This window comes from Nostoc sp. MG11 (assembly GCF_014904695.1).
In the GTDB taxonomy this organism is placed as follows: domain Bacteria; phylum Cyanobacteriota; class Cyanobacteriia; order Cyanobacteriales; family Nostocaceae; genus Komarekiella.
This window is the reverse complement of sequence record NZ_JACXXN010000005.1, coordinates 91107-117551: the sequence shown is the minus strand read 5'-3', so window position 1 is coordinate 117551 and position 26445 is coordinate 91107. Positions and strand designations below refer to the sequence as shown.

General features: G+C 41.8%; 26 protein-coding genes. 10 read left to right on the top strand and 16 right to left on the bottom strand.

Annotated features, from left to right (window positions below):
- Positions 1–96: 96 nt before the first annotated feature.
- From HCR01_RS09690 to HCR01_RS09670, 5 genes are all read left to right on the top strand, one after another.
- A complete protein-coding gene (locus HCR01_RS09690; RefSeq protein WP_193196017.1) occupies positions 97–501 on the top strand; it encodes an Npun_F0494 family protein in 405 nt (134 codons plus the stop codon).
- A gap of 267 nt (positions 502–768) precedes the next feature.
- The gene (gene cobQ, locus HCR01_RS09685) at positions 769–2244 is read left to right on the top strand and encodes a cobyric acid synthase CobQ (RefSeq protein ID WP_193196016.1); all 1476 of its coding nucleotides are present in this window, start codon (positions 769–771) and stop codon (positions 2242–2244) included.
- 156 nt (positions 2245–2400) lie between these two features.
- The gene (locus HCR01_RS09680; RefSeq protein ID WP_193196015.1) at positions 2401–2640 is read left to right on the top strand and encodes a 2Fe-2S iron-sulfur cluster-binding protein; all 240 of its coding nucleotides are present in this window, start codon (positions 2401–2403) and stop codon (positions 2638–2640) included.
- 97 nt (positions 2641–2737) lie between these two features.
- Positions 2738–2950, top strand: coding sequence for a type II toxin-antitoxin system HicA family toxin (locus tag HCR01_RS09675; RefSeq protein WP_193196014.1), 213 nt, complete (start codon positions 2738–2740; stop codon positions 2948–2950).
- Positions 2943–3161, top strand: a complete 219-nt coding sequence (locus HCR01_RS09670) for a type II toxin-antitoxin system HicB family antitoxin (protein WP_193196013.1) — start codon at positions 2943–2945, stop codon at positions 3159–3161. The genes HCR01_RS09675 and HCR01_RS09670 overlap by 8 nt, the downstream gene beginning before the upstream one ends.
- Before the next feature lie 102 nt (positions 3162–3263).
- Here HCR01_RS09670 and HCR01_RS09665 read toward each other — a convergent pair whose 3' ends face one another.
- From HCR01_RS09665 to HCR01_RS09650, 4 genes are all read right to left on the bottom strand, one after another.
- Positions 3264–3707, bottom strand: coding sequence for an SRPBCC family protein (locus HCR01_RS09665; protein WP_193196012.1), 444 nt, complete (start codon positions 3705–3707; stop codon positions 3264–3266).
- A gap of 47 nt (positions 3708–3754) precedes the next feature.
- The gene (zds, locus tag HCR01_RS09660) at positions 3755–5194 is read right to left on the bottom strand and encodes a 9,9'-di-cis-zeta-carotene desaturase (RefSeq protein ID WP_193196011.1); all 1440 of its coding nucleotides are present in this window, start codon (positions 5192–5194) and stop codon (positions 3755–3757) included.
- Positions 5195–5470: 276 nt separating this feature from the next.
- Positions 5471–5647 (bottom strand): CopG family transcriptional regulator, encoded by a 177-nt coding sequence (locus HCR01_RS09655; protein WP_191758253.1) that lies wholly within the window; start codon positions 5645–5647, stop codon positions 5471–5473.
- A 1519-nt stretch (positions 5648–7166) separates the two neighbouring features.
- Positions 7167–8810, bottom strand: coding sequence for a DUF6930 domain-containing protein (locus HCR01_RS09650; RefSeq protein ID WP_193196010.1), 1644 nt, complete (start codon positions 8808–8810; stop codon positions 7167–7169).
- A gap of 312 nt (positions 8811–9122) precedes the next feature.
- Between HCR01_RS09650 and HCR01_RS09645 the strand changes: the two genes are divergently transcribed.
- From HCR01_RS09645 to HCR01_RS09635, 3 genes are all read left to right on the top strand, one after another.
- Positions 9123–9479 (top strand): iron-sulfur cluster assembly accessory protein, encoded by a 357-nt coding sequence (locus HCR01_RS09645; protein ID WP_191758255.1) that lies wholly within the window; start codon positions 9123–9125, stop codon positions 9477–9479.
- A gap of 133 nt (positions 9480–9612) precedes the next feature.
- Positions 9613–10035 (top strand): tetratricopeptide repeat protein, encoded by a 423-nt coding sequence (locus HCR01_RS09640; protein WP_193196009.1) that lies wholly within the window; start codon positions 9613–9615, stop codon positions 10033–10035.
- Between the two features lie 83 nt (positions 10036–10118).
- A complete protein-coding gene (locus HCR01_RS09635; protein ID WP_193196008.1) occupies positions 10119–10364 on the top strand; it encodes a hypothetical protein in 246 nt (81 codons plus the stop codon).
- 224 nt (positions 10365–10588) lie between these two features.
- Here HCR01_RS09635 and HCR01_RS09630 read toward each other — a convergent pair whose 3' ends face one another.
- Complete coding sequence (locus HCR01_RS09630; protein ID WP_193196007.1) at positions 10589–11554, bottom strand: TIGR01777 family oxidoreductase; 966 nt, start codon at positions 11552–11554, stop codon at positions 10589–10591.
- Between the two features lie 498 nt (positions 11555–12052).
- Between HCR01_RS09630 and HCR01_RS09625 the strand changes: the two genes are divergently transcribed.
- The gene (locus HCR01_RS09625) at positions 12053–12400 is read left to right on the top strand and encodes a hypothetical protein (RefSeq protein WP_193196006.1); all 348 of its coding nucleotides are present in this window, start codon (positions 12053–12055) and stop codon (positions 12398–12400) included.
- A 109-nt stretch (positions 12401–12509) separates the two neighbouring features.
- Here HCR01_RS09625 and HCR01_RS09620 read toward each other — a convergent pair whose 3' ends face one another.
- The 5 genes from HCR01_RS09620 to HCR01_RS09600 form a co-directional block, all read right to left on the bottom strand.
- On the bottom strand, positions 12510–13010 hold the full coding sequence (locus tag HCR01_RS09620) for an FHA domain-containing protein (protein ID WP_193196005.1): 501 nt from the start codon (positions 13008–13010) through the stop codon (positions 12510–12512).
- A 221-nt stretch (positions 13011–13231) separates the two neighbouring features.
- Positions 13232–15742: a heavy metal translocating P-type ATPase gene (locus HCR01_RS09615; protein ID WP_193196004.1), complete on the bottom strand. Its 2511-nt coding sequence runs from the start codon at positions 15740–15742 to the stop codon at positions 13232–13234.
- A 135-nt stretch (positions 15743–15877) separates the two neighbouring features.
- Positions 15878–16057 carry a hypothetical protein gene (locus HCR01_RS09610; RefSeq protein ID WP_193196003.1) on the bottom strand — a complete coding sequence of 60 codons (180 nt, stop codon included), beginning with the start codon at positions 16055–16057 and terminating at the stop codon, positions 15878–15880.
- 172 nt (positions 16058–16229) lie between these two features.
- Positions 16230–16505, bottom strand: a complete 276-nt coding sequence (locus HCR01_RS09605) for a TM2 domain-containing protein (RefSeq protein ID WP_193196002.1) — start codon at positions 16503–16505, stop codon at positions 16230–16232.
- A 760-nt stretch (positions 16506–17265) separates the two neighbouring features.
- Complete coding sequence (locus HCR01_RS09600) at positions 17266–18846, bottom strand: CPBP family intramembrane glutamic endopeptidase (protein ID WP_193196001.1); 1581 nt, start codon at positions 18844–18846, stop codon at positions 17266–17268.
- A gap of 126 nt (positions 18847–18972) precedes the next feature.
- Here HCR01_RS09600 and HCR01_RS09595 point away from each other — a divergent pair, with 126 nt between their 5' ends.
- Positions 18973–19671: a Uma2 family endonuclease gene (locus HCR01_RS09595; protein WP_193196000.1), complete on the top strand. Its 699-nt coding sequence runs from the start codon at positions 18973–18975 to the stop codon at positions 19669–19671.
- A gap of 180 nt (positions 19672–19851) precedes the next feature.
- Here the strand turns inward: HCR01_RS09595 and HCR01_RS09590 are convergent, their stop codons facing one another.
- From HCR01_RS09590 to sufB, 6 genes are all read right to left on the bottom strand, one after another.
- Positions 19852–20484 (bottom strand): Uma2 family endonuclease, encoded by a 633-nt coding sequence (locus HCR01_RS09590; protein WP_193195999.1) that lies wholly within the window; start codon positions 20482–20484, stop codon positions 19852–19854.
- Positions 20459–21022, bottom strand: a complete 564-nt coding sequence (locus tag HCR01_RS09585; protein ID WP_320073099.1) for a hypothetical protein — start codon at positions 21020–21022, stop codon at positions 20459–20461. The genes HCR01_RS09590 and HCR01_RS09585 overlap by 26 nt, the downstream gene beginning before the upstream one ends.
- Positions 21023–21192: 170 nt before the next feature.
- Positions 21193–22455 carry a cysteine desulfurase gene (locus HCR01_RS09580; RefSeq protein ID WP_193195998.1) on the bottom strand — a complete coding sequence of 421 codons (1263 nt, stop codon included), beginning with the start codon at positions 22453–22455 and terminating at the stop codon, positions 21193–21195.
- A gap of 31 nt (positions 22456–22486) precedes the next feature.
- Entirely contained in the window at positions 22487–23908 is a 1422-nt protein-coding gene (gene sufD, locus HCR01_RS09575) for a Fe-S cluster assembly protein SufD (RefSeq protein ID WP_193195997.1), read from the bottom strand.
- A complete protein-coding gene (gene sufC, locus HCR01_RS09570; RefSeq protein ID WP_193195996.1) occupies positions 23908–24696 on the bottom strand; it encodes a Fe-S cluster assembly ATPase SufC in 789 nt (262 codons plus the stop codon). The genes sufD and sufC overlap by 1 nt, the downstream gene beginning before the upstream one ends.
- Positions 24697–24788: 92 nt before the next feature.
- A complete protein-coding gene (gene sufB / locus HCR01_RS09565; protein WP_193195995.1) occupies positions 24789–26228 on the bottom strand; it encodes a Fe-S cluster assembly protein SufB in 1440 nt (479 codons plus the stop codon).
- Positions 26229–26445: the final 217 nt, after the last annotated feature.

Here is a 26445-nt window from a genome sequence, read left to right as displayed (position 1 = left end):
ACAAACATATTTTTAAATCAATATTCAATTGAGAATTGAAAATTAAGAATTAAGTAAACTCTTTCCCAGTCCCCAGTCCCCAATACCCAGTCCCCAATGCCTGCTGTTGATTCCCAAAAACCGAAAATTTTCGTCTATCCTCGTAGCACAGTAGAAAGAGCCGAGCGATCGCTAGTATGTTCACCCTTCAATCTACATTTATTTGAAGTGATGGGACATCAGAGTGTGTCATTGAATGCGATCGCCCTGGAAAATGGTATCAAACAGGGCTATACTAAACGCCCTTTATCAGAATTGGCATCTGACAACGCCTTGGGGTGGTTGATCCAAGTGGGGGTACTGCGGCGAGAAGTTGATGGACAGGGAATTACAGATAGTTTTCGCCTCACTCCCCTAGGTCGCCAATTGGTAGAACAATATCAAGGAAAAAATTGGCGTACTCCTTCTTGGAGCGATCGCTTATACAATGCTGTAATTCGTTGGTTTAGACTACCCTTATAGAATTGATAAAGTGAAGGTTAGGATAAGGGAGTAAAAGGGAACAATATATACGGAAGCGTCAACCCCCTTCATGAAATCTTTACTGTTAACTATGATTCGTGAGGTGTGGAAGGTTACAGAAGAGAGATGAGGTAACAAGAGGCTGAATGCTTCAAATTTTGCCTCTGGAACCTTCCCTAACTTTTTAACTTTGGCAAGCGGATTGCATATTACCGTTCACCCCTTTTATTTCAACGCTTAGCTTGAAAAACTGATACTGACTGACCTATGAAATCAATTATGGTGGTGGGGACAACATCCCATGCAGGGAAATCACTCTTAACTACAGCTATTTGTCGAATTCTGTCACGGCGTGGCTGGCGAGTGGCTCCTTTTAAAGGTCAAAATATGGCTTTAAATGCTTATGTTACTGCTAGTGGTGGAGAAATTGGCTATGCCCAAGCGGTGCAAGCTTGGGCGGCTGGAGTCATCCCTTGGGTAGAAATGAACCCAATTTTACTCAAACCTCAAGGAGATATGACTTCCCAAGTTATAATCAAAGGCAGACCTGTAGGCAAAGTCAGTGCAGCCGATTACTACGAGCAATATTTTGAAATAGGTTGGCGCACAATTGAAGAATCGCTACAGCATTTAGGAACAGAATTTGATTTACTGGTTTGTGAAGGTGCGGGTAGTCCAGCAGAAATTAACCTCAAGCACCGCGACTTAACTAATATGCGGGTAGCCAAACATTTGAATGCGCCAACCATACTAGTAGTTGATATTGATCGAGGTGGTGCTTTTGCTCACGTAGTAGGAACCTTAGAATTACTGGAACCAGAAGAACGCGCTCTAATTCAGGGTGTGGTAATTAACAAGTTCCGAGGACAGCGATCGCTCCTAGAACCAGGGATAAAATGGTTAGAAGAACGCACAGGTATCCCCGTTGTTGGTGTCATACCATACTTAGAACAAGTATTTCCAGCGGAAGACTCTTTGGACTTATTAGAACGTCAATCGAATAAAGTCCAAACCGACCTCAACATCGCTGTCATCCGCTTACCGAGAATTGCCAACTTTACTGACTTTGACCCACTGGAATCAGAACCCACAGTTTCAGTGAAATACCTTAGTCCCAAGCAAGATTTGGGACACCCTGATGCTGTGATCATTCCAGGAACCAAGACCACAATCGCTGATTTGCTATTACTGCAAAGAAGCGGTATGGCAGAAGCGATCCAACACTATGCTGCCTCTGGTGGAACAGTTTTGGGTATTTGTGGAGGCTTCCAAATGCTGGGTCAAATCATCGCTGACCCAGAAGGGATAGAGGGACAAGCTGGGAGATTTCAAGCGTTAAATCTATTACCAATCAGAACCGTAATCACCGGACAAAAAATAGCCCGTCAGCGCCAAGTTAGCTCGAATTATCCTCAACAGGGCTTGCCAGTAACCGGATTTGAAATCCATCAAGGGCGATCGCGCATAGAACAACAAGCAGATAGCCAAGCTTTCCAACCTTTATTTGACGATGTTAATTTAGGGTTAGTGGATAGTTGTCAATCAGTTTGGGGTACTTATCTCCACGGGCTTTTTGACAATGGCCCTTGGCGACGTGCTTGGTTAAATCGTCTCCGTCAACAGCGGGGTTTGAAATCTTTGCCTACGGGTGTTTCTAACTACCGGGAACAAAGAGAGCATATTTTGGATTCTCTAGCTACTGAAGTTGAAAGTCATTTGGATTTAACTCCGTTTTTGTCTTAAGCTAGAGTCCGTCAAAATTGCACATTTTTTCCTTAAGACCGTCATTAGTCATTAGTCCTTTGTGTTTTGTAAATCTAAATGACTAATGACAAGGGACAACCTTTACAAGTCAGTACACAAGTTAAATGCATAACAGCTAAGCTAGGCTAGTATTTGATGATTGTTCGCGTCCGCTTTTTACCAGATGATGTCACTGTTGATGCCGAAGTGGGAGAAGCCCTATTGGATGTAGCAGATCGAGCTGGGGTGTCTATTCCCACTGGCTGTCTTATGGGGTCGTGTCACGCTTGCACCGTGGAATTAGAAGATGGAGATATCATCCGCGCTTGTATCACAGCAGTCCCAGCAGGACGTGAAGAATTGACGATTAATCTGTTTAGCGATCCAACTTGGTAGCTTGTCAATCCGAGGAAAACTACAAGGGTAAATTTTTGAAAGTTGTGAATGAAAGTTTTGAAAGTGGTGATCGCATCTTTTATCATCTAAACAATTAATGCCCAAGAAAATCCGGGAACTGAAGCAAATGCTCTCTCAAGCGGGCTTTACAGAGATCCCAGGTAAAGGAAGTCATACTAACTGGGTGCATTGCTTATATGCTGGAAAAATTACAATTTCAGGCAAAGATGGAGCAGATGCTAAACGCTACCAAGAAAAGGAAGTGAAACGGGCAATTGAGGAAGTAGAAGGCAAGAAACAAGATGAGTAATCTCAAGTACCAAATGGTTATTCAATGGTCAGAGGAAGATAATTGCTTCTTGGTAGGATTCCCCGATTTTCCAGGGCAACGCTGGCGGACTCATGGAAATACTTACGAAACAGCTGTAGAAAATGGAATTGAAGCTTTAGAGTCTCTAATTATTGCCTATGAAGCTGTAGGTGATCCACTTCCAGAACCAACAGTTTATAATGTTGCGTAGTTTCAGATTCAAATACTAAGTATTTTTTCAATAGTGTATCTGATGGGAACGCACTACAGTTTTTTGAGTAGTTTTGTCAAGACGTAGATATCCCTACCGTCGTTAGTTAGATTTCGCTTTTAAAGCGTATTCTTTAAACCTTTCCAAATCAGCTTGAATTGTCGATTCCACTACTCGTCCCAAAAATAAGTTATCCATAATTTTGCCAATAATACCGGGAATTGCATAGGAAACGGTCATTTTGACAATACTATTATTGTGGCGATCATAGAAGCGAATCGCTCCCTGATTCGGTAAGCCATCAACAGATTCCCATTGAATAATTTGGTTGGGAATAACTTTGAGAATACGAGATTTCCAGTTAAATTCTAAACCTCCAGTACTAAGCTTCCAAAGAGATATATCTGGATTATCTGGCGAAATCTTTACTGAATCAATCCACTTCATCCAGCGGGGCATTTGCTCCAAATCAGACCACAAGCCCCATACTAGGTCTATGGGAGCTTCTACTTCCACCTGCACACTATGCTCTAACCAATCTGACATTCTTTATTTTTCCTCTTTGGCCTTCTTGGCGTCTAACACAACGCATGTTAACTCTTCACACTCTGTAAAATCGCCTTTGCCGCAAGCCTTCCAGCAATCGTCGCTCCTTCCATGCTGTCGATGTAGTCTTGTTGCGTATAACTACCTGCTAAGAAGAAGTTATTCACTGGTGTTTTTTGATTAGGACGGTATACATCCATACCTGGCGCTTCCCGATAGAGAGACTGAGCAAGTTTTACCACACTGTACCAAGTCATATTTAGCTCTCGTGACGAGGGGAAAAGTTCATGCACTTGCTTGAGGACATGCTGAGCGATCGCTTCATTACTTTGTTTAATAAAAGGATCTCCCGGTGTCAGCACTAGTTGCAATAATGACCCCTGTCCTTGGCGATAATAATCAGCAGGACTAGTCAAAGCCAGGTCGGCAAAACAAGAAAAGTCGGCATCGGCTGTATACAGCAAATTATCTATCCCAGCTGCCTGATTTAGTTGTTTACGCTGCTCTCCATCGTACAGTTCTGTCACCCAACCATCGAATCTTAACTGCACGGTTGCGACAGGTACAGCATCTAGTTTGTAAATATTGTCAAATTCTGACCACTGACGCCACTCTTGGGGTAGAACGCGCTGAATCCCTGGCAGATCACAAGCACAGACATAGGCATCAGCGGTTATAGTTTCTACCGTGTCACCTTCGGCAACTACTATGCCTGTGACATGGGTTTGTTCCCCTGTCCCAGTAAACTGAATTTCCCGCACTTGTCGGCGTGTGTAAACTTTGGTTGCTCTAGCTTCCAGATATTCCAAGATGGGCTTATGCAAGTACTCATAGGGAGAACCTTCCAGCATTCGCAGTACAGAGGCTTCAGTTCTGGCTGCAAACAACTGGAATATTGTTAACATACAACGGGCAGAAATATTGTCGCAATCAATAAATCCCAAAGCATAGGCAATGGGGTTCCACATGCGTTTAATACTACCCTCACTACCGCCATGACTACGAAACCAGTTAGCAAAGCTGATTTTGTCTAGGTTACGGATGTTTCTCATTGCCCCTTCAAAGTCTACTAAGCCACGAACTATCGGACTAGTACCCAAAGCGATCGCATTTTGCAATTTATCTTGCAATGAAAGTTGAGAAGTAGTGAAAAACGCCTTTAACCCATTAAAAGGCGCACCAGTCAGGAAGCGAAAATCTAAAGCACCAGTGCGTCCCCCTTTGTTGATAAAAGTGTGGCGATGTTCTTTGAGGCGTAAGTTTTTGAGTGCCCCCACTTTATTCATCAAGTCAAACAGCTGATAGTAGCAGCCAAAAAATACGTGCAACCCCATTTCAACATGGTTGCCATTCCCATCAACCCAACTGCCGGCTTTACCACCAATAAACGGACGAGATTCGAAAATCTGTACTTCACAGCCAGCATCGGCTAAATCCACTGCGGTCGCTAGTCCCGCCAGCCCCGCACCTATGATTGCAACGCGCATTCCGTCGTTCCTTTTCAGCTTCTTTACAGATTGTAACTGGGTTGGTGTCGGAATTTGCTATTCGTATCAACTCTACTAGCGTATCAAGGCATGGTAATTTCGATACTAAAACCCTTTAACGACTCTTTGTCGTTCTAACAATTGACCAGACGCGATGTTTCTCGCGTCTGTAGTCAGTCAGACAAACTCTGGTCTATAAAGACGGACTCAAAACAGATGTTATGGCTATTTTTTTTGTAGGAAAGCAGTGATTTGGTACACCCTGAAAACACCTTTCTACTTACTTCCATCTTTGCTGTCGTCGGAGACAGGCAAACTTCTAATCAATTCACGAATAACATCGGTTGCGGGTCTACCTGTTTGCTGGCAATATTTTTCCAGTTTTTCCGCTTCCTGTGTTGCCAGATTGACAGTTATACGTTTTACGGCCCATTTTTTATTTGTCATTATCATGCTATTTGATGTATGTTAAGGTCGTCAGAAGAGGTCTAACTAAAGAGGAAAACGATTAGATTATCAGAGTTTGTCTCAGGAAACAAGTAATAGTATTAATATCAAAGTTGTTCCGTTTGTCAAATTATTCATCATTTCGTAATCTAAAAACTACAGTTTATTTGTTATTTTTGTCACAAGAGAAAGAACACATACTTGCTCTTGAAGATAATAACCCTAGCAATAAGATGAGTAAAGCCTAACAATTAAATTTTATAAGTTAATTTGAGATACATACTATTAACTCAATCAATATTTCCAAAATTATTCTTCATCAAAAGCATTTGATCTTCTCTTTCGCTCAAGTTTGACAAAAACCCCTGAGGAGAACATCTGCTAAAAAATCTGAAAGTATAGCTTCAGAACTATTCTCGTGTTTAACTGTTGACTCCCAGTTTGCAATGGTATACGTAGATAGTCATTAATCATTTGAAAGTAGCCAAAGTGATCGCTCTAGAGCGAAAGTGATTGATGTAGGTGTTTAGCCAGCGACATCAACTAGAGGTTAGAGTTGGTGTACTATTTTCTCATTACCCCTGCATTTGCACAAATAATATCTGATTCAAAACTTGTACTCTAATTCCACGTAAAGATACTTTTAATTTTTAGACTATTCTTTCTCCTCCCTCTAACGATACAATTTCTTTTAAGCCCAACGAACAATTTGTTTATTTTGCAAATTTCTGGTTGGAAACTTACTTTACTCAGACTTATTGTCGGATTCATTGATTTAGAACTTTGTAAATACTTTCTTACCCATTACTGTGCTAAAAATTCGACATTGCTCTAATTTCTTATACCTAAAATTGACTTGAAGTTACTGCCGATCAACTTTTGATATGCAATTTATATTTATTGGCAAAGCTACCTATAAAAAGTACTACACACCTCAATGTTTTCGGGAGTGTGTTCATTATAGCTATTATTTAAGTGCTTTAAATAATCTTCATTAAAAGGCTAGATTTTATTGTTTATCCTCCTTTATAAAGTAATTACAAAGAAAGAGATATTCACTTCAACTTCTGCTTAACAATATTGATATATAACAAGATGCTGATATCAAAAATTTATTAAACAAAAGATTTAAATATCTAATTGCATCAGCTAAAGTTAAACAAATTGACCTTTGGAGAAATATTTTAAGTATTTTAGTGTTTATTTATACTAATGAAACAAGGTAGAAGTTGGTGTAAAAATATGGGAACACAGGTACTTCATGAAATTAAGATAAAGTCAACTAAAATATGGAATAAGCACTATCAAAGCGAGCGGATATTGCTCAAAATACCCAGCTAGTTGCAATCTGATATGATGACTACAACTATGCGAGCTTGTAGTATAAATTTATCTCGAATTTGAGATTAATACTTACTAAAATGCCTGAAGATTATCTAGGAACATTTCTTCAGGCGTTTATTAAAAGCTACAAACTGCGATTTGTCTAAATTATAAGTTGATCTCGTGGTTATTATGTGGACAATTATTCAAATTGAAGTTGGGGCATAAGTTGGAGCGTGCCGACGCCTAAATCTTTGGGTGAAAGCGATCGCGCTTCAAACAAAGCCATCATATCTTTCAACTGGGGATTGCCACGAGAAGCTCCCGTCAGCCCCTTAGCAATGATTAAACCACAGTATCCCTTAGTATTTTTACACCGCTGATTCCACTTTTTCCGAGCTTCTACATGAGTTGGATCATCATCTAAAAATTCACCGAACAGGAACAATTCGTCATTTTGAGTTTGTAATAAACCCAGGTCGTAACGATTATTATCAAAGGGATCAGCGCCGGGATTAAAGCAAATTGCTTTTAGCCCACCAGCTGCCTCAAGATTTTCAATTACAGTCTTAGCTTTAGGCCGGGAAGTCTGAATTAAAATCACGGGTAAGCCGTCACCGACTTGTTTGATTTCACCAGCTTTATGGCAATTAACTCCCTTATATAAATACTCCAACATCTCCCATGAAACCACACCCAAACTCAGGAATGAATCTTCTGGTATTAAGTCATCTCGTAATGAGCGGAACGTTGGCGAGTCAGAATCCTCAATTTCCTGAGCTTCGACACCAAAGCCAGCCATTTCCTCTAGTTCTGCTGCCATTTGCGGCATGGTAGAGACAGTAATAGAGACTGATTTAGTTGATTCTTCTGACTGCGGGATAGAAATGCGATAGCGACGGCTAAGGGTGGGAAAGGTAGCTCCATGAAGTTGACGACGATGATCGCGAAGAAAGCGGCTTAGGCTTTCTAAAGCAACTAAAACTACAAGTGCTTCTTCGTCATACAAAACAGACCGTAGTCCTTCTAAGGGATGGATATTGCCGAAAGTAGGGTCAATTTCTGATAATGGCAAATCTGCTAAGTCATCAATTTCATCTTCATCTTCGTCAGTATCGTCGGCTTGCTCAAAAGTCAGAAACAAGCAATCTTGCTTGAGAAAAGCTTCTTCCAAACGCTGGGTTGATTCGTCATCTCTTAAAACTGCTGCGCGAAAACGCTTCAACGAATCTTCGGAGCGATAAAACAAAATGCCATATTCCATCCCCAGCATTCCCATCACCGAGGCGTAGAGTGTACCAACATCCCACTTATTGATCTCGATTGACAAGATTTGCTGTTCTTCTAAAAATTCCCAAGGAGCTGCTTGCCAAATTGCAAAAGCTTTATCTCGTAAGATTTGTGCATACTGTGGGGGCAAATCGGGGATTTGGCTATCGAGGATATCCGAAAACCCACGAAATAGTTCATCAATTAAAGGTAATTCGGGTGCGTAATCAATGGCGATATCCAAATCTTGGAGTACCCCGCGCAGGTAAAATTGGATCTCGCGGTCTCGCACCACAATTCTTTGAGGTCTAGCGGGTTTGGCTGGACTGTGGGGATGCTCCATTGCTCGCATTAAAGTGCGAACAATTGCTTCTGGCCCAATGTCTGGAGCGATCACGTCCATTCCTCGGACAATACCTTGCGAGCCATCCACCCAAAGAATGCATTCACCATTTGCCTCCGAGTCTTTCGGTTGGGTTGGTGATGATGATAACGGACGGCGATCGCCCTCCCACACAGAAGGAATTTGAGTTAGTTTCTTCAACCGACGACTGGTAGAGCGATTAAAACTTGTCATAAAGTAAGTTAATCAAAAGAAGCAATATGTTCGTAAACTTTGGGGGAATGGCTAGCCTCGGATGAAATTTTCCTGGCTGCTCCTGAAGGGTGGTTGCTGCTCAGGTTGCTGCAAGGCTGTGAACTCCGAAAATACCGAATCTCTCAATTCTAGAATAAAAATCTTTGGCTGCTTTTGACGGAGTGTTTACAATTTGGCATCTAGCGCTGTCAATACCGCTAGAATGAATACAAAAACACCAAAAGCAACCCAGAGGCAATAAAAAGCCTACAAAGTTTACTAATTAGACTACTTAAGGAGTTGAAAAAGCAGATGATACAAGCAACTCAGCCTCAACAACGCGGAATTCAGTTGAGCGAAGCAGCATTGCGCCAGGTAAAATCACTCCAAGATAGGCAAGGTAAAGACCTCTGCTTACGCGTAGGAGTGCGTCAAGGTGGCTGCTCTGGGATGTCTTACATGATGGACTTTGAAGACGCAAGCAGGATCACCCCTCAGGATGAAGTTTTTGACTATGAGGGTTTCAAAATTATTTGCGATCGCAAAAGTTTATTATATCTCTATGGCTTAATGCTTGATTATAGCGATGCCATGATTGGAGGCGGCTTTCAATTTACTAACCCCAATGCCAATCAAACTTGCGGTTGCGGGAAGTCGTTTGGTGTGTAATATTGTCATTTGTCCTCTCTTGCAAAGTTCTGAGCGGAGGAAGCTTCCGCTCAGACTTTGCGCTTTGTCATTTGTCACTTTTTGTTTGTATTTGGCTCATGACTAAGGACTAATAACTAATGACTAATTTACTATGACTCAAACAGTTGAATCCTTGTTTGATACAGGTTTAGAACGTTATAAAGCTGGAGAAGCAGCAGATTCTTTAATTCCTGTGTTTAAAGAAGTGTGCGATCGCGCTCCTAAAACTAGTTCGGCTTGGATTTGTTTGGCGTGGTTATATCTACTCGATAACAAACCTAGCTTGGCTCACAAAGCTGCACAAAAAGCAGTAAAGTTAAATCCACAAGACCCACAAGCCAGAGTTAATCTCGCTCTAGCAATGCTGGAAACAGGACAAAAAGGTTTGCGGGAACATATTGATTTTGCACAACAGTTAATTTTTGTCAACCCAGAATGGCAGCATGAAATCAAAAACAGTATTGAAGATGGTTTAAGTAGAAAACCAGATTGGCAGAGTTTGGTAAAAGTCAAAAAGTGGCTGTTTGAAGAATAATTAAGAATTGGGAATAGGAAATAGGAATTATGATCAAATTCCTATTTCTTATTGCCCATTGTAATTTTTTATGCAAGTTGAAAATGAAAGATAAATTGTTAAACTGGCTAAACCTGGTTTTAGTTGCAGATGTTTTTCTAGTTTTATTTGGCTTTGGCTGGTTAGCGATCGCAGTAATTGGTAATGCGGCTGGAATCAACTTAGGTCTGGATTTATGGCACAAACTCTGGCAACCTGTATTTAACCCAGCTATTGGCATCCTGATGGGTGGTGCTATTCTCAGCGGTATTATCAGTTGGGTTTCAAGAAAATTTCTCTCTAGTCAATAGTCAACAGTTAAAAACTCTTAGACTAGACCTCTTGCATAAATGCTTAAAATTTCATGTTGAGCGGAGCGAAACATCTGTGAGATTCATTCTGAGCAGAACCAAGGCGTAGCTTGCTTCCCCGCAGGGATACTCTCCACTGCGTTCCACTACGGGAACACTGCGCGAACACAATGACATGTCTAACTGTTTGACTTGTGCAAGAGGTCTACTATTAACTATTGACTCTATTTAAGAATTTCTGCCAATGCAGGCTGTAAATTGGGATACTGGTATTTAAATCCACTATTTAAAGTGCGTTTTGGCAGGACTTTTTGACCTTCTAAAACTACTATTGCTCCATCTCCCAAAAGTGCCTCAATAGCAAAGCTTGGGACAGGCAACCAAGAAGGACGATTAATCACTTGCCCCAAAGTTTGGCTTAAATCTGTCATCCGAACAGGGTTAGGGGCAGTAGCATTATATACACCTTCCATTTCTGATTTGGTTAAAGCTTGCAGAATTAAGCTAACTATATCGTCTATGTGAATCCATGAGAACCATTGCTGGCCACTGCCAATAGGGCCACCGGCAAACAATTTGAAAGGCGTAATCATTTTGCCCAAAGCACCACCATTGCCTAGGACAATACCAAAACGTAGAATTACCAGTCGCACACCAGCCTCTTTTACTTTTTGCGCTTCTGCTTCCCAAGTTTGGCAGACTTGGGCAAGAAAATCGTTACCAGAGGGACTGGTTTCCTCAAAAGTTGCGGTTTCACTAGTGCCATAGTAGCCAATAGCCGAAGCGTTGACTAATACACTGGGAAGGCAGTGCGTTGCGGGGGTTTCTCCCCTTGTAGCGACTGCCGTCTTGGGATTGGCATTAGCTATTGCTTCTACTATTTTTTGTGTACCTAGTTTACGGCTATTGAGGATTGCTTGTTTGCGTTCCGGTGTCCAGCGTCCTTCTCCGATGGGTTCTCCTGCTAAATTCACTACACCATCACAACCAGCGAACGCACTTTGCCAAGTATCAGACGCAGTTGGTGTATAGGCAACAATTTCTAAATTAGGAAATGCATCAGATGGAAAAACCTTGTGGGCAAAGGCAGTATTCCGAGTTAACACAAGTATTTGATGACCTTCCCCGTGGAGTCGTTGTACTAAATGACTACCAACGAATCCTGTCGCTCCAGTAATTGCTACTTTCATAATGCACCTTTGCCCAAACCATTATTTTACTAGCTATTAGCTATGTCGCGTTAGTTGTTAGTGGTTAAATCTACAATGCCAAGTTCTGTAATCAGTGGAATTTTAGACTGCGCTGTAGTTTACTACAATAACAGAAAAATTCTAAGCGGGTAGACAGACTTTGGTTAAAGCGTAACTTTAAAGTTAATTATTACTTCGATGCAACTAGCCAAGTTATTATTGCTGAGCTAGTTAACAATAAAATTGACAGACTGATAATTAGCCACAGTTTTTAGTTTAAGACAGTATTAATCTAGATGTTGTTCAAACCAGAAATTCGCTACCTGCTATTATCATAGACTAGACGACTTAACTGAGTTACAAGGCTCAACTAGTTGACATTAAAGTAGTTTCGCTAGTCAGGGTAAAAGCTTACAAAATGAAGTAGTTAATTATATCTATCTTCTTTTTCACGAACTATTATAGGATGGACGGAGTGTTGCATGGTGTGGGGCTTTTATGGCTCGCTATACTTGTTCATTTATTGTTTCTGTTCCGGTTAACCATCTCCAGCCGTTACTTGTAGAACTTTTACAGGACTGTGAGTTTGATATTCAATACTACATGGGCGATTATATTATGGCTCGTGAGATTCCTGGTAGCGCTTCCTTTTCCAAATTAGTCAAAGTGGAAGTACTAGTTGATAAATCAACAGCCACGGAAACCGAAACCCGGATGAGTATTGTGATTAAAAACGAGGAACTGCCACTCCAACTGGATAATCATTGCCGACAAATGTTTGAATTCGTCAAACAGGCAATTGAAAATAGCCGCCATTGGCATTTGATTGAAAGTCTTGCAGGATAATTGCAATAACTATTAATGCTTACTGTAAAGGCGATCGCGGCAGCTAATGTCTAAAACTAGCCGCTGCGATCGCCTAAACTCAGCATAAAACAATTCAAGTATGTTGTCGTCAGTCCTCTATATCCTCGGTCATACCGGGGTTTATTAATGTAATGTCATATTCACTAGAATCAGTTTGCCCCGAACGCTGAGTATTTTTTAGCAAGTAATAAATAGCACGTACTTGGGGGCCAAAAACGATTTCGTCTTCATTTTTGAGATCGTGAGCTGACATCTTGCGCCCATTAATCATCAAACCGTTAGAACTAGGCTTCCCTTTAGCATCGCCATCTACAATTCGGTAATAATAGCTGGGACTATTATGCTCTCTTGGCAATCTCACTAATGTAGCATGACGGCGGGAGACAAACTGCGACATCAAACGGATGTTACACTCGCGGTCTCTACCTATAGAATAGACGGGCTGCTCTAGAGAAAATTCTTTGCGACCTTGATCATCTTCAATAATCAATAGATGGTTTTCATTGGTTTCTGCTGCCATTGACAAATCGTTGCTAAAATCGGTTGAACTGTGATTAATCAAGATTTGTTTAGTATAGTTTCCTGCCATTCTCGCGCACTATAGTCTGTGGTACTAATCTAAATAAGCCTTGAAATTGCATATTATCTTGAAAGAGTAGAGCAACTATGTTCTACTCCAGTGGCTACAATATCTCTGGGAGGAGTCTCAACAGGTTTTGTGAGATGCTTAACACCTAACGAGGGACTCAGTTTGACCTGTAAATGGAAATAACTAAAATTTTTTGGGAATCTTACCTCCAAGAGAGTATTTTACGAATGACGCGCTAACAGCCGTAATAACACTGAGTTAGTGACGACGCTAACAGAGCTAAAAGCCATTAACGCAGCGGCGCCAGATGGGCTAAGGACAAAACCCAGACTAGGCAACAAAACACCCGCTGCTAGAGGAATACCAATTGTATTATATGCAAAAGCCCAGAATAAATTTTGGCGAATTTTGTTGAAAGTGGCACGACTTAGCGTAATTGACTCGACTACATCAGTTAAACAATTCCGCATTAGGACAATTTCAGCAGTTTCTATTGCCACATCCGTTCCTGAGTGTAAAGCAATTCCTACATCTGCTTGAGACAAAGCTGGAGCATCATTGCTACCATCACCTACCATTGCAACTACTGAGTGCTGTGTGGGAAGTGCTGTTAGCGTAGCGGGGTGTAGCCCGTGAGGAGTTCCCCATTTTCCTTCTCTTTGTAGAGATTCAATTGCAGCAGCTTTTTTAGCTGGGGGAACACCTGCGATTATATCAGTGCTATCTATCCCCAGTTGTTTAGCAATAGTACTAGCTGCTTCTAATCTATCCCCACTAAGCAGCATTACCCGTAAACCCATCTGGCGTAACTTGTCTACGGTAGCTTGGGCATCTGGTCTGAGGGTATCACGAACAGCAATTAGTCCCGCGAAAGTTCCTCCAACGGCCACACAAACGACTGTTTTACCATCTGCTGCTAGCTCTTGTGCCAGTTGATGTGCAGTTTCGCTAATAGCAATTCCGTGCCAACTTAACCAGTCCCAGTTTCCTAAAAGTACGCATGTATCCTTGACCACAGCAGAAACCCCCAGCCCTGGTTCCGTGTGAAAGTTCGTAGCATCCAGGATAGGTAACTGTCGCTGCTGCGCTTCCTGCTGAATAGCTTTTGCCAGGGGATGGTAAGTGCCGCTTTCTACTGCTGCTGCTAGTTGGAGGAGGGCAGAAGAAGTTAGGGGGTGAAGGGGAGAAATACTTAAGGCATCATCTTGTGTTCCACTCTCGCACTTCCCTACTTCGCCAATTAGCAGACAATCCGTAACTGTAGGATTACCTGTGGTGAGAGTGCCAGTTTTATCAAATACTACTGTGTTTAGCTGATGTACTCTTTCCAAAACATCGCCGCCTTTGATCAACAGGCCCCGTTCTGCACCCATACCAGTCCCTACAAGAATGGCTGTTGGTGTGGCAAGTCCCAAAGCACAGGGACAAGCGACTACCATAACTGCGATCGCTAGTTTTAAACTGACTAAAAGTGGGGAGTAGTGAGTGGGGAGTGGTGAGTGGGGAATAATGAGTGAGGAGTGATGAGCCATTTCCATGCCACCAGACATAGTGACATCAGGCCAGAGGTGAGTACCGAAAAAGTACCAAAAGGTAAATGTCAGCATTGCAGCTGCCAACACTCCATAAGTAAAGTAACCAGCTACGGTATCTGCTAATTTCTGTACTGGAGCTTTCCGGGTTTGGGCGGCTTCTACCAGGGCGACAATTTGAGCTAAAGTTGTATCACTTCCGGTGCGCGTTGTCTGGATAGCGATCGCTCCTGACTGGTTTAGCGTCCCTGCTGTCACCATATCTCCTGGTTGCTTAATCGCTGGCATTGCTTCCCCAGTCAGCATTGACTCATCGACCGTTGTTTGACCAGCTACCACCTCTCCATCAACGGGAATTTTATCTCCTGGTAGTACCTGCAACCATTCACCAACACGCACTTGTTCAGCTGGAATTTCTACACTAGAAGACCCCGCTTCTACTTTTTCTGGGTTGGCAATCAAGCGGGCTACCTGTGGCTGAAGTGCCAGCAATTGCCTAAATGCAGCGGCGGCGCGACCTCTAGCTTGTCGCTCTAATGTCCTTCCTAAAATAATAAAACCCAGCATCATTACTGGTTCATCAAAGAAGCACTCCCAACCCATCTGGGGAAAGAGCAGTGCCACCACACTAGCAACGTAAGCTGTTAACGTTCCCAATCCTATTAGGGTGTTCATGTTGGGTGCATTTCGCCGCCAACCTAGCCAGCCATCTACTAAAATAGGGCGACCAGGAATTAGCAGCGCTACCGTTGCCAGTCCAAAGTGAAACCAGATATTATTCAACACTGGCAGCACTGAGCTACCAAAATGTCCGATTCCAGAAAATACTAGCAGTATCCCAGCAATCACCAACTGCCTCAGTAAAGAACGCATTTCTTGGCGTTGTCGTTCTGCTGGATCTTGTAAGGCAGATGTCTCATCTGCTAGATTGCCGCTAGCTATTCGGGGTTGAGTCGGAAAGCCAACGGCTGTCAATCCCTTGGCCAGTGCATTGGCGTCTACCGTACCAACTTCCGACTCTATAACTGCTACCTCCGTCGCCAGGTTTACACAGACGCTTTTAACTCCTGGATGTTGGGTTAGCTGTCGCTCTACTGCGTTCACGCACCCAGCACACTTCATCCCCCCAACATCCAGAATGATTTTCTCTGGGATTGGGGCATCTTCTGGGGCAAGCTTAGTTTTTGGGACAAGTTGCATGGCAAGTGTTTAGGTTCGCTACGAAAATTCAACGCCTGCGAAAAGCGTCTCTAATTCGAGCGTAGGCGAAATATCGAACTACGACTGAATGTAAACTATATTAACTTTATTAAGTTATGGAATTTTAGCTGAGCGTCAACGATCGCTCCAGCGCAGATAAGTCACATAAACAATAGCTCCAACCTGTATTGGCATAAAGACAATCAGGCTTTTTAAGAAATAGTTAATTTCTAAATGAGACATTGCACTGAAATATCCTAAGCCCAATAACAAAAACATGGCCCAGGCAAGCTGTTTAGGTTTAAAGATGAGCATAATTTTATACCTAAAAGTATAACTATAACTTCAGGTAGCGGTTACTGTTGCAAGAAGTCTCTTAATATGTGTCGTCCCCTCAAGTAAATTACATAGCTGATAAACATTAAAGATTATAAATATTAAGAATACTTACTACTATTTGTTTTAACGACTTTGAGTTTTGAATTTGTTAAAACCAGCCCTGCTTATTCACAAAGTAAGTATCAACAAATTCTTCATGAGACTTATTTAAGTAGATCATACCTTCAATCAAACCAACAAGTTGCATAATTATCAGGGCAAAACCATAGGTAAAAGAACCCCCGATTACAGAAATCGCTAACATGATGAAGCCTTCTGGGGCGTATCCTAAAATAAATTTATGAACACCAAAACCACCGAAGATAATTCCACAGTATCCAGCTAGAAGTTGTTTGGTAGGGTGACTAGGGTTAAGATTTGCCATCTGATTGCTGCTCCTTGATAAGTGAGGTATAAAATTAAATTTTTCATTTTGATGCAAGCAAGTAAATATATTTGCCAATTGAATATAATTTCACTTTTTTGCAGGAGTAAGGATGTCCTAAAAGCCTAAAATAAACTATCAAACCCAGCGTGCCACTATTCAAAAGTTAACTTTGAGTAAATGGGACAGAAAAAAACGTCTGATATCGCTTGAAACTCTTGCACTTCTATGTGACTGTTTGTAGATTTAATCGCAAACCTTGGTATAACAGTTTTGCCGATTTTCAGGCAAGAGTATCTTGAGAAGATGGCAAAAATTCTCTGCCACTGTCTACAAGTCCATCAGTATTATTTCCGGACTTTTTTTTGAGGTTGTAGCAATTAGAAGAATAGCCTTTGTAGGAAGTACAAACATAGATACGCAAGATGTATCTTTAATCTGTCACTTCCTCTTAGGTTGCCTATTCCGATTTACATGAGTGCAAACAGAATTTGCAATCCATATAAATTACAAAATTCACAAATAGCTTGACAAGGCAATAGTATTCTGACAATGGTTAAATTTACTTAGATAAGACTAAGTACTTGGTTAGATAGTTATCTATCTATTTAACAGCATTGTTTGAGTTGCTTTTGTCGTTAGCGTATTTGGCGCTAACTTAGCATTCATGATACTTATTACTAATTATAATCAGTAAATTGTTACTACATATGCAGATAAAATCAGATATTTTAATTTTTGGCAACAGTGATACAAAGTATTAATTACTACTACTTCCCAAAAGAAATAGACTCAGTAATGTACCACTATTCCAAAGGCTATGGAGGAGCATGGGAGCGAAGAGGTTGCGCGATCGCGTGTAAACTATTCCCAACACGATCCCCAATGCGGTCAGTGGCAGAATTTCCGACAAGCTCAGATGAGCAATGGCAAACAGCAAACTACTTACAAGAATTGCTCCCCAGACGGGTAAGTAACGAGTTAGGGAAGGTAACAAAAAGCCGCGAAAAAGAAGTTCTTCAAAAAATGGAGCTGCGATCGCAGCTGTAAAGAAAAATATACCAAGTGCTACACTATCTCGGCTTTCTAAGGCCAGCTGCAACAAAGGATTACTACCACCTTGTCCTTGCCATAATTGTTGATTAATCAACGACACTACCACAACTATGGGTAAAGCCGCGCAATAGCCCCCCAGTCCCCACAAAAACCACTTGCCTTGGAATCGAAAACGAAACCAGAATTCTGGTAATGGAAAAAACCGCTTAATGGAGAAATACAGTACTAACAGCGCCCCTGACGCCACTAGCAAATAACTAACTAAGACATAAACAGCCTGAACTCGCACATTAGCAACAGGACGCGGGATGGGGATCAAAGACAAAACTAAGGGTACAAAAAGTTGCCCCATCAAGAAAAAGCCTAGGACGAAAACCTGTAAAATCGTTTCTCCATCCCAAGGCGTAGACCAAGCTACATCAGCATTTTGAGCCAATAAAGCGGCTTTTCCCTTAACTAAGCGCTGCCCAACTAAAAAGATTAGCAGCATCATCCCAATCAAAGCTGCCAATGTGGGGATAATGCCAATAATTGCTAATTTAAACAAAGCTTGGGTTGCGGCTTCTTGTTCTGCGGCTTTTACTGCTGATAGCGCTTCTTGACGTTGCTGGAGTTGGTATAGTTGAACCAAAGCAGTAGCGCGAAACCAACCTTCTAAATTCTTTTGAATCAGTTGTTGTGCATTTGGTAGAAGACGGGGGGAATTACTCCACAATCCGAGCAACACGGCTGCTGTTTCCCTAAATTCTGGATTGATATCTGAGCGTTGCTGCAAATCCGTCCAAGTTTTAAGGGCTGTATTCGTTTGTCCTTGCTGTGCTTGTAAAATTCCCAGCCGCAAGTCCAACTCGCCCAGCAATTTTTGTAGTTGTTGAAGTGACTGCTTTATCTGTTGCTGTTGGATTGGGCGAGAGCTATTAGTCGCAGGAGGGACTTCCGGTAGAGGTTTAGGAGGTGTGGGAGTAGCCTGAGATTGAGAACTCAATTTTGTCAGTTGGTTTTTGGCTTTGTCCAAATTAGTTTGAACAGATTTACGCGCCTCCTGATACTGCTTCGTAGCGTTTTCTAGAGGTTTATCGCCCAGTATTGCTTCTTGAATTCCTTGTAAATTATCGTTGTTACTACCTTCTGCTCGCCACGCTTGTGCTTGCAGTCCGATATTTGTTTGGTAAAGTTCCAGGCGGCTTTGGAACTGAGGTTCTTGCCAACTGCTAAATAAAGAAACACCAGAAGAACCGATCGCTATCAGCGTCATTACAATTAAAAGCAACCGCTTGATTGTCATCTATCCCCCTTTGACTAACCAGTGGAGAGCGCGTCCCCATTGGGAATTATCGCAAGAAAAAGTCAGAGGTGGATAAATGTTATCAATATTATGAATCTGCGTTAACTTTTAGCGATCGCTCCTACCATGCTAAATTACAACCCATTACACTGCTTGCCCTCAGCCGAGGATCTGCCTGACTCTGACGATGAACCTGTGGATAATGAACTACAAGATTTGATTCCTAGTTTGCTCAAAGCTATTTTGGCTTGGATATGGGCAAGCCGGATGGATTGGTTTTTTGGCGTTGATATGGGTATTTACTACGATCCTGAACAACCACCAATTGTGCCAGATGGATTTTTGAGTTTGGGAGTCAAGCGAGTTTTTGATGAGAACTTGCGCTTAAGTTATGTGTTGTGGGAAGAAAAGGTGATGCCAATTATGGCGCTAGAAGTTGTTTCCCACAGGCGACGTAGTGAATACACCAGCAAAAAGAAACTTTATGCTGAGATGGAGATTTTATATTACGTTATCTATAATCCCCAACGTCGCAAAAAACCGCCCTTAGAAGTTTATCGCTTAGAGAATGGTGAATATGTATTGCAGCCAGGAAATCCTGTTTGGTTAAACGAGGTGGGTTTAGCTATTGGTTATGAACGTGGAACCTATCAAGGAATCACGCGGGACTGGTTGTATTGGTATGACGTACAAGGAGTCAGATATCTGACACCAGAAGAAAGGGCTAGTGTTGCTGAACAACGCGCCACTAATGCTGAACAACGTGCTCAAAGGCTGGCGGAAGAATTACGAAGGTTGGGTATAGATCCAGATGCTTTGAGTTGAGTGTTGTTGGGCGATCGCTGTGAATCCAATAAAGTCTTTGTAAAGAATATCCTGCTGCAACCAGGTGAGACAACAACTTTTAAAGGTGAACTTCAACATAGAATATTCAACAAAAAAAATAAAATTTTATTTATATTTTAATGGTTACATCCAGTATTTATAGTAAAAATATTTACTAACTTATCCTATCTTCTCCCTCACCCAAGCTCGAAAAGTTTTCAGCAAAGCAATTTCCCCCATGTTTTTACTTTGCTCGATAAATCTGCTTATCTCACTCATCGATACAAAAGGAAAAGCAATACTAAACTTACACTCAATATATTGCTCCTCTACCAACTGATAAAATTTTAAATTTTGTCCATCATATGTCCAAAGTTCAGTTATACCTAACGCTGCGTAAATACCAAATTTGTTAACTGAACTGCTAGTAATGTCAATTTCAATTGCTAAGTCAGGCGGCGGATCATTTTCTAAATTTAGCGTTCTCCTACCTCTGACTCTCGATTCAGTTTGTATGTAGTAGCAGTTATCTGGTTCTATACCTTGACGTGCTAATCGACGCTTTAGTGTTGTAGAACCAGCACTTTTAATTTCTATTCCCACTTCTTCAGCTAAAGCGAATATAAAGCGGTCAAATTGAATTTTGGGGTTTTCATGTTCAAAAAGTGGGGTCATAATTTCTAAAGTGCCGCAGTCATAAGCAAACCGAGAACCTCTATCTTCACCTGTATCTCTCAGCAAGGCTTCAAAGGTTTCCCAGCTAATGTTATGTAGCACTGTTCTTTGTTCAGCAGGCGTTGACTTGACAAGCATATTCAAATACTTCTTCCGTCAGGATGTTAGATAAAATTCCTAAAATTTTATCTATGTCACTAATATAATATTCACTCAAGTCAATTTCAACTACTTGTCCAATCAGCTTCAAAAACTTCCAGTTAGTTCCAGTGGTAACAGTACCATAAATTGTCTGAATATTATTGCCCTCACGTTCATTAAACAATTTAGCTGCTAACATCTCCGCTACACACTGACCTAATCCTGCATTGATATTTTCTTGTTTAGCTTCTACAATTGTGACAACTGGTGCGTTAAGAATTAGTAATTCTGGTGAACGGCTAATAATAAAATCGCAATTTCCATTTAAGCCTAGTGCTATATCAACACTAAAATCTATGCCTGAAAATAAACTTATTTGATTATTCAAATATTTTCTAATAGCAATTAAAATAGGTGCAATAATCATCTCTGAACGAGCTTTTTCAGTATTAGTAGCAAGAGCTAAAGGTACACTTTCACGCAATACTTCTGCAAGTAATAGTGGACACTCTATTTCAGGTAAAGATGCAAACAAATATATCAGTTTTATCAGCAATAGTTTAGACTAAAAGTTTTTCTAACTTTGTCTAGAGTGAAATCACTGTATGACATTTTAGCTGCTCCTGTAAATAACCCAGGTAGTTAAATTATGCCAACTATAAGTAACTATAATTGGCACAATTAGCATCTAAACATTGTCTATATTTAACTTGAAAAACCAGCAAAAAAGTCAAGGGTTTCCTTCAACGCTTTGATGAAAACATCAATTTCCTCGTGGGTGTTGTAGAAAGATAAACTTGCTCGTGCGGTTGCAGCAAGACTTAAGTAACGGTGTAATGGTTGAGTGCAGTGATGCCCAGAACGAATAGCAACGCCTTCTTGATCTAATAATGTAGATATATCATTGGCGTGGACTTCTCCCGCTGTAAATGCAGCTAAAGCTGCTCTACCTTCTCCTTGAGCATTCGGTTTAGGGCCGTAAATCCGAATTTGAGGAATTTGCTCTAATTGTTGAAATAAATAAGCTGTTAATTCTGCTTCGTAGGCGTGGATTTTATCCATACCTATGTTATTAAGATAATCGATTGCTGCACCAAGAGCGATCGCTTCCCCAATTGCAGGTGTACCAGCTTCAAATTTATGCGGTAATTCTGCATAAGTAGAATGGTCTAAAAATACCTCTGCAATCATCTCACCACCACCAAAGAACGGTGGCATAGATTCCAACAATTCCAACTTGCCATACAAAAATCCTATCCCAGTTGGAGCACACATTTTGTGACCGGAAGCAACCAACCAATCACAGTCTATCTGCTGCACATCAACAGGTATATGAGGGACACTTTGGCAAGCATCAATTAAAACTTTAGCACCGTATTGGTGAGCGATCGCAACAATTTCTTGCACTGGATTAATACAACCCAAAGTGTTAGAAACATGCACAGTTGAAACCAATTTGGTTTTGTTAGAAATCAGCTTCTTAAACTGTTCTAAATCAAAAGTTTCTTCTGGTGTCAGTCCCACAAATTTCAATACGGCACCCGTCTTTTGTGCCACAAACTGCCACGGTACAATATTACTATGGTGTTCCATCACCGACAGAATAATTTCATCGCCCTGCTGCAAATTATTCATTCCCCAGCTATAGGCTACTAAGTTAATCGCCTCAGTTGCGTTGCGGGTGTAAATAATTTCCTGACGCGATGCAGCATTAATAAATTTGGCAACTTTGTCTCGCGCACCTTCATAAGCATCAGTAGCTTTGGCACTGAGGGTATGAGCGCCCCGATGCACGTTAGCATTATATTGCTCGTAGTAATCCCGCAGGGTATTTAATACCAGCAAAGGTTTTTGCGATGTCGCAGCATTATCGAGATAAACCAAAGGTTTCCCATTGACTTCCTGACGCAATATCGGGAAGTCAGCGCGAACTTTATCGGCAAGGGTTTTTGTAGGAGTGAAAGTCATTGGTAATGAAATAGTAATTAATAATTAGTCATTAGTCATTAAGTAGAGACTTCAGACTATTGACAGTACTTAACAGGATTTCTTGCAAAGATGGAACTGGTATTTTGTTGATAACTTCGGCCGCGAAAGCGTTAATTAACAAATTGCGAGCATCGTTTTCATCGATTCCTCGGCTTTGCAGATAGAATATTTCATCATCCTCCAACTGACTTACAGTAGCACCGTGAGCGCATTTAACATTATCTGCCGTAATTTCCAATTGAGGTTTAGTATCAACTCTGGCTTTAGATGATAGCAGCAAATTCCGATTTAACTGAGCTGCATCAGTCAACTGCGCCGGCTTAGGAACAAAAACTTTGCCATTGAACACCGCATGAGCGCGATCGCCTACAATACACTTATGCAATTGCTTACTTATACCGTGAGGATAATTAAGAGCGATCGCACTATGAGTATCCGCCAGCTGCTTACCAGAGATCATCGTCAAACCGTTGAGAATAGTTTCTGTTTGCTCACCAGTTTGCAAAATCTCTAAATTGTGCCGTGATAGCTTTGCACCTAAAGTTATTGCATGACAAGTATATCGACTATCACGAGCTTGAGCGATCGCAGTCTTCCCGATATGAAAAGCCTCTGCACCTTCCCACTCAACCCTAGTGTGACTCACCTGGGCATTATCACCAACCCAAATCTCTGTAACCGCATTGGTGAGATAAACCTCTTCTTTCTCCGCGCTCTTTGCGCCTCTGTCTTGGAAAGTTCTGTTCGCCGGAAGCCGGCGCTCAGACTTTCCGCTGCGGTTCGTATACTCTTCAACCAACGTCACACTACTACCCATCTCCGCCACCACCAAACAACGCGGCTGCGAAATCGTCGGTATCTCACCAGCATCCGAAATAAACAGCAGATGAATAGGCGTCTCAACTACTACATTCTTCGCCACCCACACCACAGCTACATCAGTTATCCCAGCCGTATTTAGAGCAGTAAATACTTCCTGCGCTCCTTCAGCTTGAGCTAAATACTGCCTAACACGCTCCTGATCAGATTCAGACAACCCAGCTAAATTACTTACCAGAACACCATCAGGCAAATCTGCAACTGCTGATAACTCAGGCGCATAAACGCCATTAACAAACACCAAACGGCTGTTAATAGCTTCTGGTATCAGCGCCGAAATATCGGCTGGTATTGATTGCGCCTTTACCTGAAACTGAACTTGTCGCAGAGATGACAAATCAGTAAATCGCCATTCTTCCTCACGAGTGGTAGGAATAGTTGAATGACGTACCCAATTAGCAGCGCCATCGCGTAATTCCTGCAACCAACCCTCTGTTTTTGTTGCTATTACCTGCTCTAACAATCCAGTTAGATAAACATCTTTATCCAGCATAGATGTCAAACTGACGGCATCAGAGTTAGGAATGGGACTAGGAGATACTTGAATAGTCATCACACACCGACCTCAGTTGCAGCATCTTTCAAAATCCAGTCATAACCACGAGATTCTAACTCTAGTGCTAAATCCTTACCGCCGCACAGAAGAATCTGCCCGTTTGCCATCACATGCACGTAGTCAGGAACAATATAGTTAAGTAAGCGTTGATAGTGAGTAATCAAAATTGTGGCATTTTCTGGACTTGCCAACTGATTTACCCCGCTTGCTACAATCTTAAGAGCGTCAATATCCAAACCTGAATCAGTTTCATCCAAAATTGCTAATTTCGGTTCCAGCAGCGCCATTTGCAGAATTTCGTTGCGCTTCTTCTCGCCACCAGAAAACCCTTCATTTAAACTGCGGCTGAGGAAAGCGGGATTCATCTTCACCACATCCAGCTTTTCCTCGATTAGATCGTCAAAATCAAAGGCATCCAATTCCTCTAAACCCTGTGCCTTGCGGCGGGAATTGTAAGCCACTCGCAAAAAATCCAAATTGCTGACACCGGGAATTTCTAGCGGATATTGAAACGCCAGAAATACGCCAGATCTTGCTCGTTCTTCTGGTTCCAATTCCAGCAGATTTTGTCCTTGGAAAATTATCTCACCACCAGTCACCTCATACGCCGGATGCCCAGCCAATACCTTAGAAAAGGTACTCTTCCCAGAACCATTCGGCCCCATAATTGCATGGATTTCACCGGAACGTACCTCAAGATTAAAACCCTTAAGAATCGGTGTCCCATTAACTGTAGCCGTCAAATCTCTGACTGACAGCACAACTCCACTATTTTCTCTAATCATATTCTCTCTCTTCTCTTGTTTCTTTGTGCCTTTGTGTCTTAGTGGTTCACTTCACCACAAAGACACAAAGACACAGAGGTAAACCTTCAACATTACCCGACACTGCCTTCTAACTTCAAACTCAACAGCTTATCAGCTTCCACAGCAAACTCCATCGGGAGTTGACTAAAAACATCTTTGCAGAAACCGCTAACCATCATTGAAATTGCATCTTCTGAGGAAATGCCGCGTTGAGCGAAGTAGAACAGCTGATCTTCCCCAATTTTGGAAGTAGAAGCTTCATGCTCCACTCTTCCAGTATTATTTTGCACTTGGATATAGGGGAAAGTATTCGCGTGGGCGTTATCCCCGATCAACATAGAGTCGCACTGAGAATAGTTCCTTGCCCCTTGCGCTTTCGGATTTACTTTCACCAAACCCCGGTAGCTATTGCTAGAGTTACCCGCGGAGATTCCTTTAGAGATAATTGTACTGCGAGTGTTTTTACCAACGTGAATCATCTTAGTGCCGGTATCGGCTTGCTGCTTATGATTTGTCAGCGCTACCGAGTAGAATTCACCCACAGAGTTATCACCTACCAACACACAGCTGGGATATTTCCAAGTGATTGCTGAACCTGTTTCTACTTGAGTCCAGGAAATTTTGGAATTTACGCCCTGACACAAACCGCGTTTGGTGACAAAGTTGTAAATACCGCCTTTCCCGTTAGCATCTCCAGCATACCAGTTTTGCACGGTGGAGTATTTAATCTCAGCATTGTCGAGGGCAACAAGTTCCACGACGGCGGCGTGCAGTTGGTTGCTGTCGTACATTGGCGCTGTGCAACCTTCCAAGTAGGAAACATAGCTACCTTCTTCGGCAATAATCAAAGTCCGCTCAAATTGTCCTGTATCACCTGAGTTGATGCGGAAGTAAGTAGACAGTTCCATCGGACATTTGACCCCTTTAGGAATATAGACGAAGGAACCATCGCTGAATACGGCGGCGTTCAAGGCAGCAAAGTAGTTGTCTGCAACCGGAACAACACTACCCAGGTATTTTTTTATTAGTTCTGGGTGTTCTTGTAGTGCTTCGGAAATTGAACAGAAAATAACTCCATCTTCAGCCAGTTTTTCCTTAAAAGTTGTGGCAACGGAAACGCTATCGAAAATCGCATCAACGGCGACGTTTGACAGTCGCTTCTGTTCAGACAGAGAAATGCCTAACTTCTCGAATGTTTCCAAGAGGGTTGGATCAACTTCATCTAAACTGTTCAGCTTTGGTTTTTTTTGTTTCGGAGCTGAATAGTAAATGATATCTTGATAATTTATTGGTGGATACTTGACACTAGGCCAAGTTGGTTCTGTCATTTTTTGCCACTGACGATAAGCTTTGAGGCGAAACTCCAGCATGAACTCTGGCTCGTTCTTCTTAGCGGAGATCAAGCGGATAACGTCTTCGTTTAGTCCACGCGGAATAGTGTCGGCCTCAATGTCGGTGACAAAGCCGTACTTGTAGGGTTGGTTGACTAAGGTTTTGACAGTGGCACTCATCGGTAATAGTCTCTTACGTTCTGTGTTCGGTTGAATCTCTATGGCAGTCGCTACAACTTTGGAAACTAAAGGAACGCGCTGCCTGCCTTTTAAGGATGGAAGACGGGTTTGGATTTAGCCGATTCCCATCTCGCGTTACGGAATGGTTACACGGCTGTTAGAATGGTGGTGGAGAGTAAAACAACAACTATGTTGTTTAATGTATCTTCATTTTACG

What these genes read in the sequence shown, in the direction of transcription:
- HCR01_RS09600 (WP_193196001.1), bottom strand. Translation starts at nt 18,846, where the DNA reads ATGACAATCAAGCGGTTGCTTTTAATTGTAATGACGCTGATAGCGATC.
- HCR01_RS09680 (WP_193196015.1), top strand. Translation starts at nt 2,401, where the DNA reads ATGATTGTTCGCGTCCGCTTTTTACCAGATGATGTCACTGTTGATGCC.
- cobQ (WP_193196016.1), top strand. Translation starts at nt 769, where the DNA reads ATGAAATCAATTATGGTGGTGGGGACAACATCCCATGCAGGGAAATCA.
- HCR01_RS09615 (WP_193196004.1), bottom strand. Translation starts at nt 15,742, where the DNA reads ATGCAACTTGTCCCAAAAACTAAGCTTGCCCCAGAAGATGCCCCAATC.
- HCR01_RS09645 (WP_191758255.1), top strand. Translation starts at nt 9,123, where the DNA reads ATGATACAAGCAACTCAGCCTCAACAACGCGGAATTCAGTTGAGCGAA.
- zds (WP_193196011.1), bottom strand. Translation starts at nt 5,194, where the DNA reads ATGCGCGTTGCAATCATAGGTGCGGGGCTGGCGGGACTAGCGACCGCA.
- HCR01_RS09630 (WP_193196007.1), bottom strand. Translation starts at nt 11,554, where the DNA reads ATGAAAGTAGCAATTACTGGAGCGACAGGATTCGTTGGTAGTCATTTA.
- HCR01_RS09640 (WP_193196009.1), top strand. Translation starts at nt 9,613, where the DNA reads ATGACTCAAACAGTTGAATCCTTGTTTGATACAGGTTTAGAACGTTAT.
- HCR01_RS09650 (WP_193196010.1), bottom strand. Translation starts at nt 8,810, where the DNA reads ATGACAAGTTTTAATCGCTCTACCAGTCGTCGGTTGAAGAAACTAACT.
- sufB (WP_193195995.1), bottom strand. Translation starts at nt 26,228, where the DNA reads ATGAGTGCCACTGTCAAAACCTTAGTCAACCAACCCTACAAGTACGGC.
- HCR01_RS09610 (WP_193196003.1), bottom strand. Translation starts at nt 16,057, where the DNA reads ATGCTCATCTTTAAACCTAAACAGCTTGCCTGGGCCATGTTTTTGTTA.
- sufC (WP_193195996.1), bottom strand. Translation starts at nt 24,696, where the DNA reads ATGATTAGAGAAAATAGTGGAGTTGTGCTGTCAGTCAGAGATTTGACG.
- HCR01_RS09635 (WP_193196008.1), top strand. Translation starts at nt 10,119, where the DNA reads ATGAAAGATAAATTGTTAAACTGGCTAAACCTGGTTTTAGTTGCAGAT.
- HCR01_RS09690 (WP_193196017.1), top strand. Translation starts at nt 97, where the DNA reads ATGCCTGCTGTTGATTCCCAAAAACCGAAAATTTTCGTCTATCCTCGT.
- HCR01_RS09590 (WP_193195999.1), bottom strand. Translation starts at nt 20,484, where the DNA reads ATGCTTGTCAAGTCAACGCCTGCTGAACAAAGAACAGTGCTACATAAC.
- HCR01_RS09605 (WP_193196002.1), bottom strand. Translation starts at nt 16,505, where the DNA reads ATGGCAAATCTTAACCCTAGTCACCCTACCAAACAACTTCTAGCTGGA.
- HCR01_RS09665 (WP_193196012.1), bottom strand. Translation starts at nt 3,707, where the DNA reads ATGTCAGATTGGTTAGAGCATAGTGTGCAGGTGGAAGTAGAAGCTCCC.
- HCR01_RS09580 (WP_193195998.1), bottom strand. Translation starts at nt 22,455, where the DNA reads ATGACTTTCACTCCTACAAAAACCCTTGCCGATAAAGTTCGCGCTGAC.
- HCR01_RS09620 (WP_193196005.1), bottom strand. Translation starts at nt 13,010, where the DNA reads ATGGCAGGAAACTATACTAAACAAATCTTGATTAATCACAGTTCAACC.
- HCR01_RS09675 (WP_193196014.1), top strand. Translation starts at nt 2,738, where the DNA reads ATGCCCAAGAAAATCCGGGAACTGAAGCAAATGCTCTCTCAAGCGGGC.
- HCR01_RS09625 (WP_193196006.1), top strand. Translation starts at nt 12,053, where the DNA reads ATGGCTCGCTATACTTGTTCATTTATTGTTTCTGTTCCGGTTAACCAT.
- HCR01_RS09670 (WP_193196013.1), top strand. Translation starts at nt 2,943, where the DNA reads ATGAGTAATCTCAAGTACCAAATGGTTATTCAATGGTCAGAGGAAGAT.
- sufD (WP_193195997.1), bottom strand. Translation starts at nt 23,908, where the DNA reads ATGACTATTCAAGTATCTCCTAGTCCCATTCCTAACTCTGATGCCGTC.
- HCR01_RS09595 (WP_193196000.1), top strand. Translation starts at nt 18,973, where the DNA reads ATGCTAAATTACAACCCATTACACTGCTTGCCCTCAGCCGAGGATCTG.
- HCR01_RS09655 (WP_191758253.1), bottom strand. Translation starts at nt 5,647, where the DNA reads ATGATAATGACAAATAAAAAATGGGCCGTAAAACGTATAACTGTCAAT.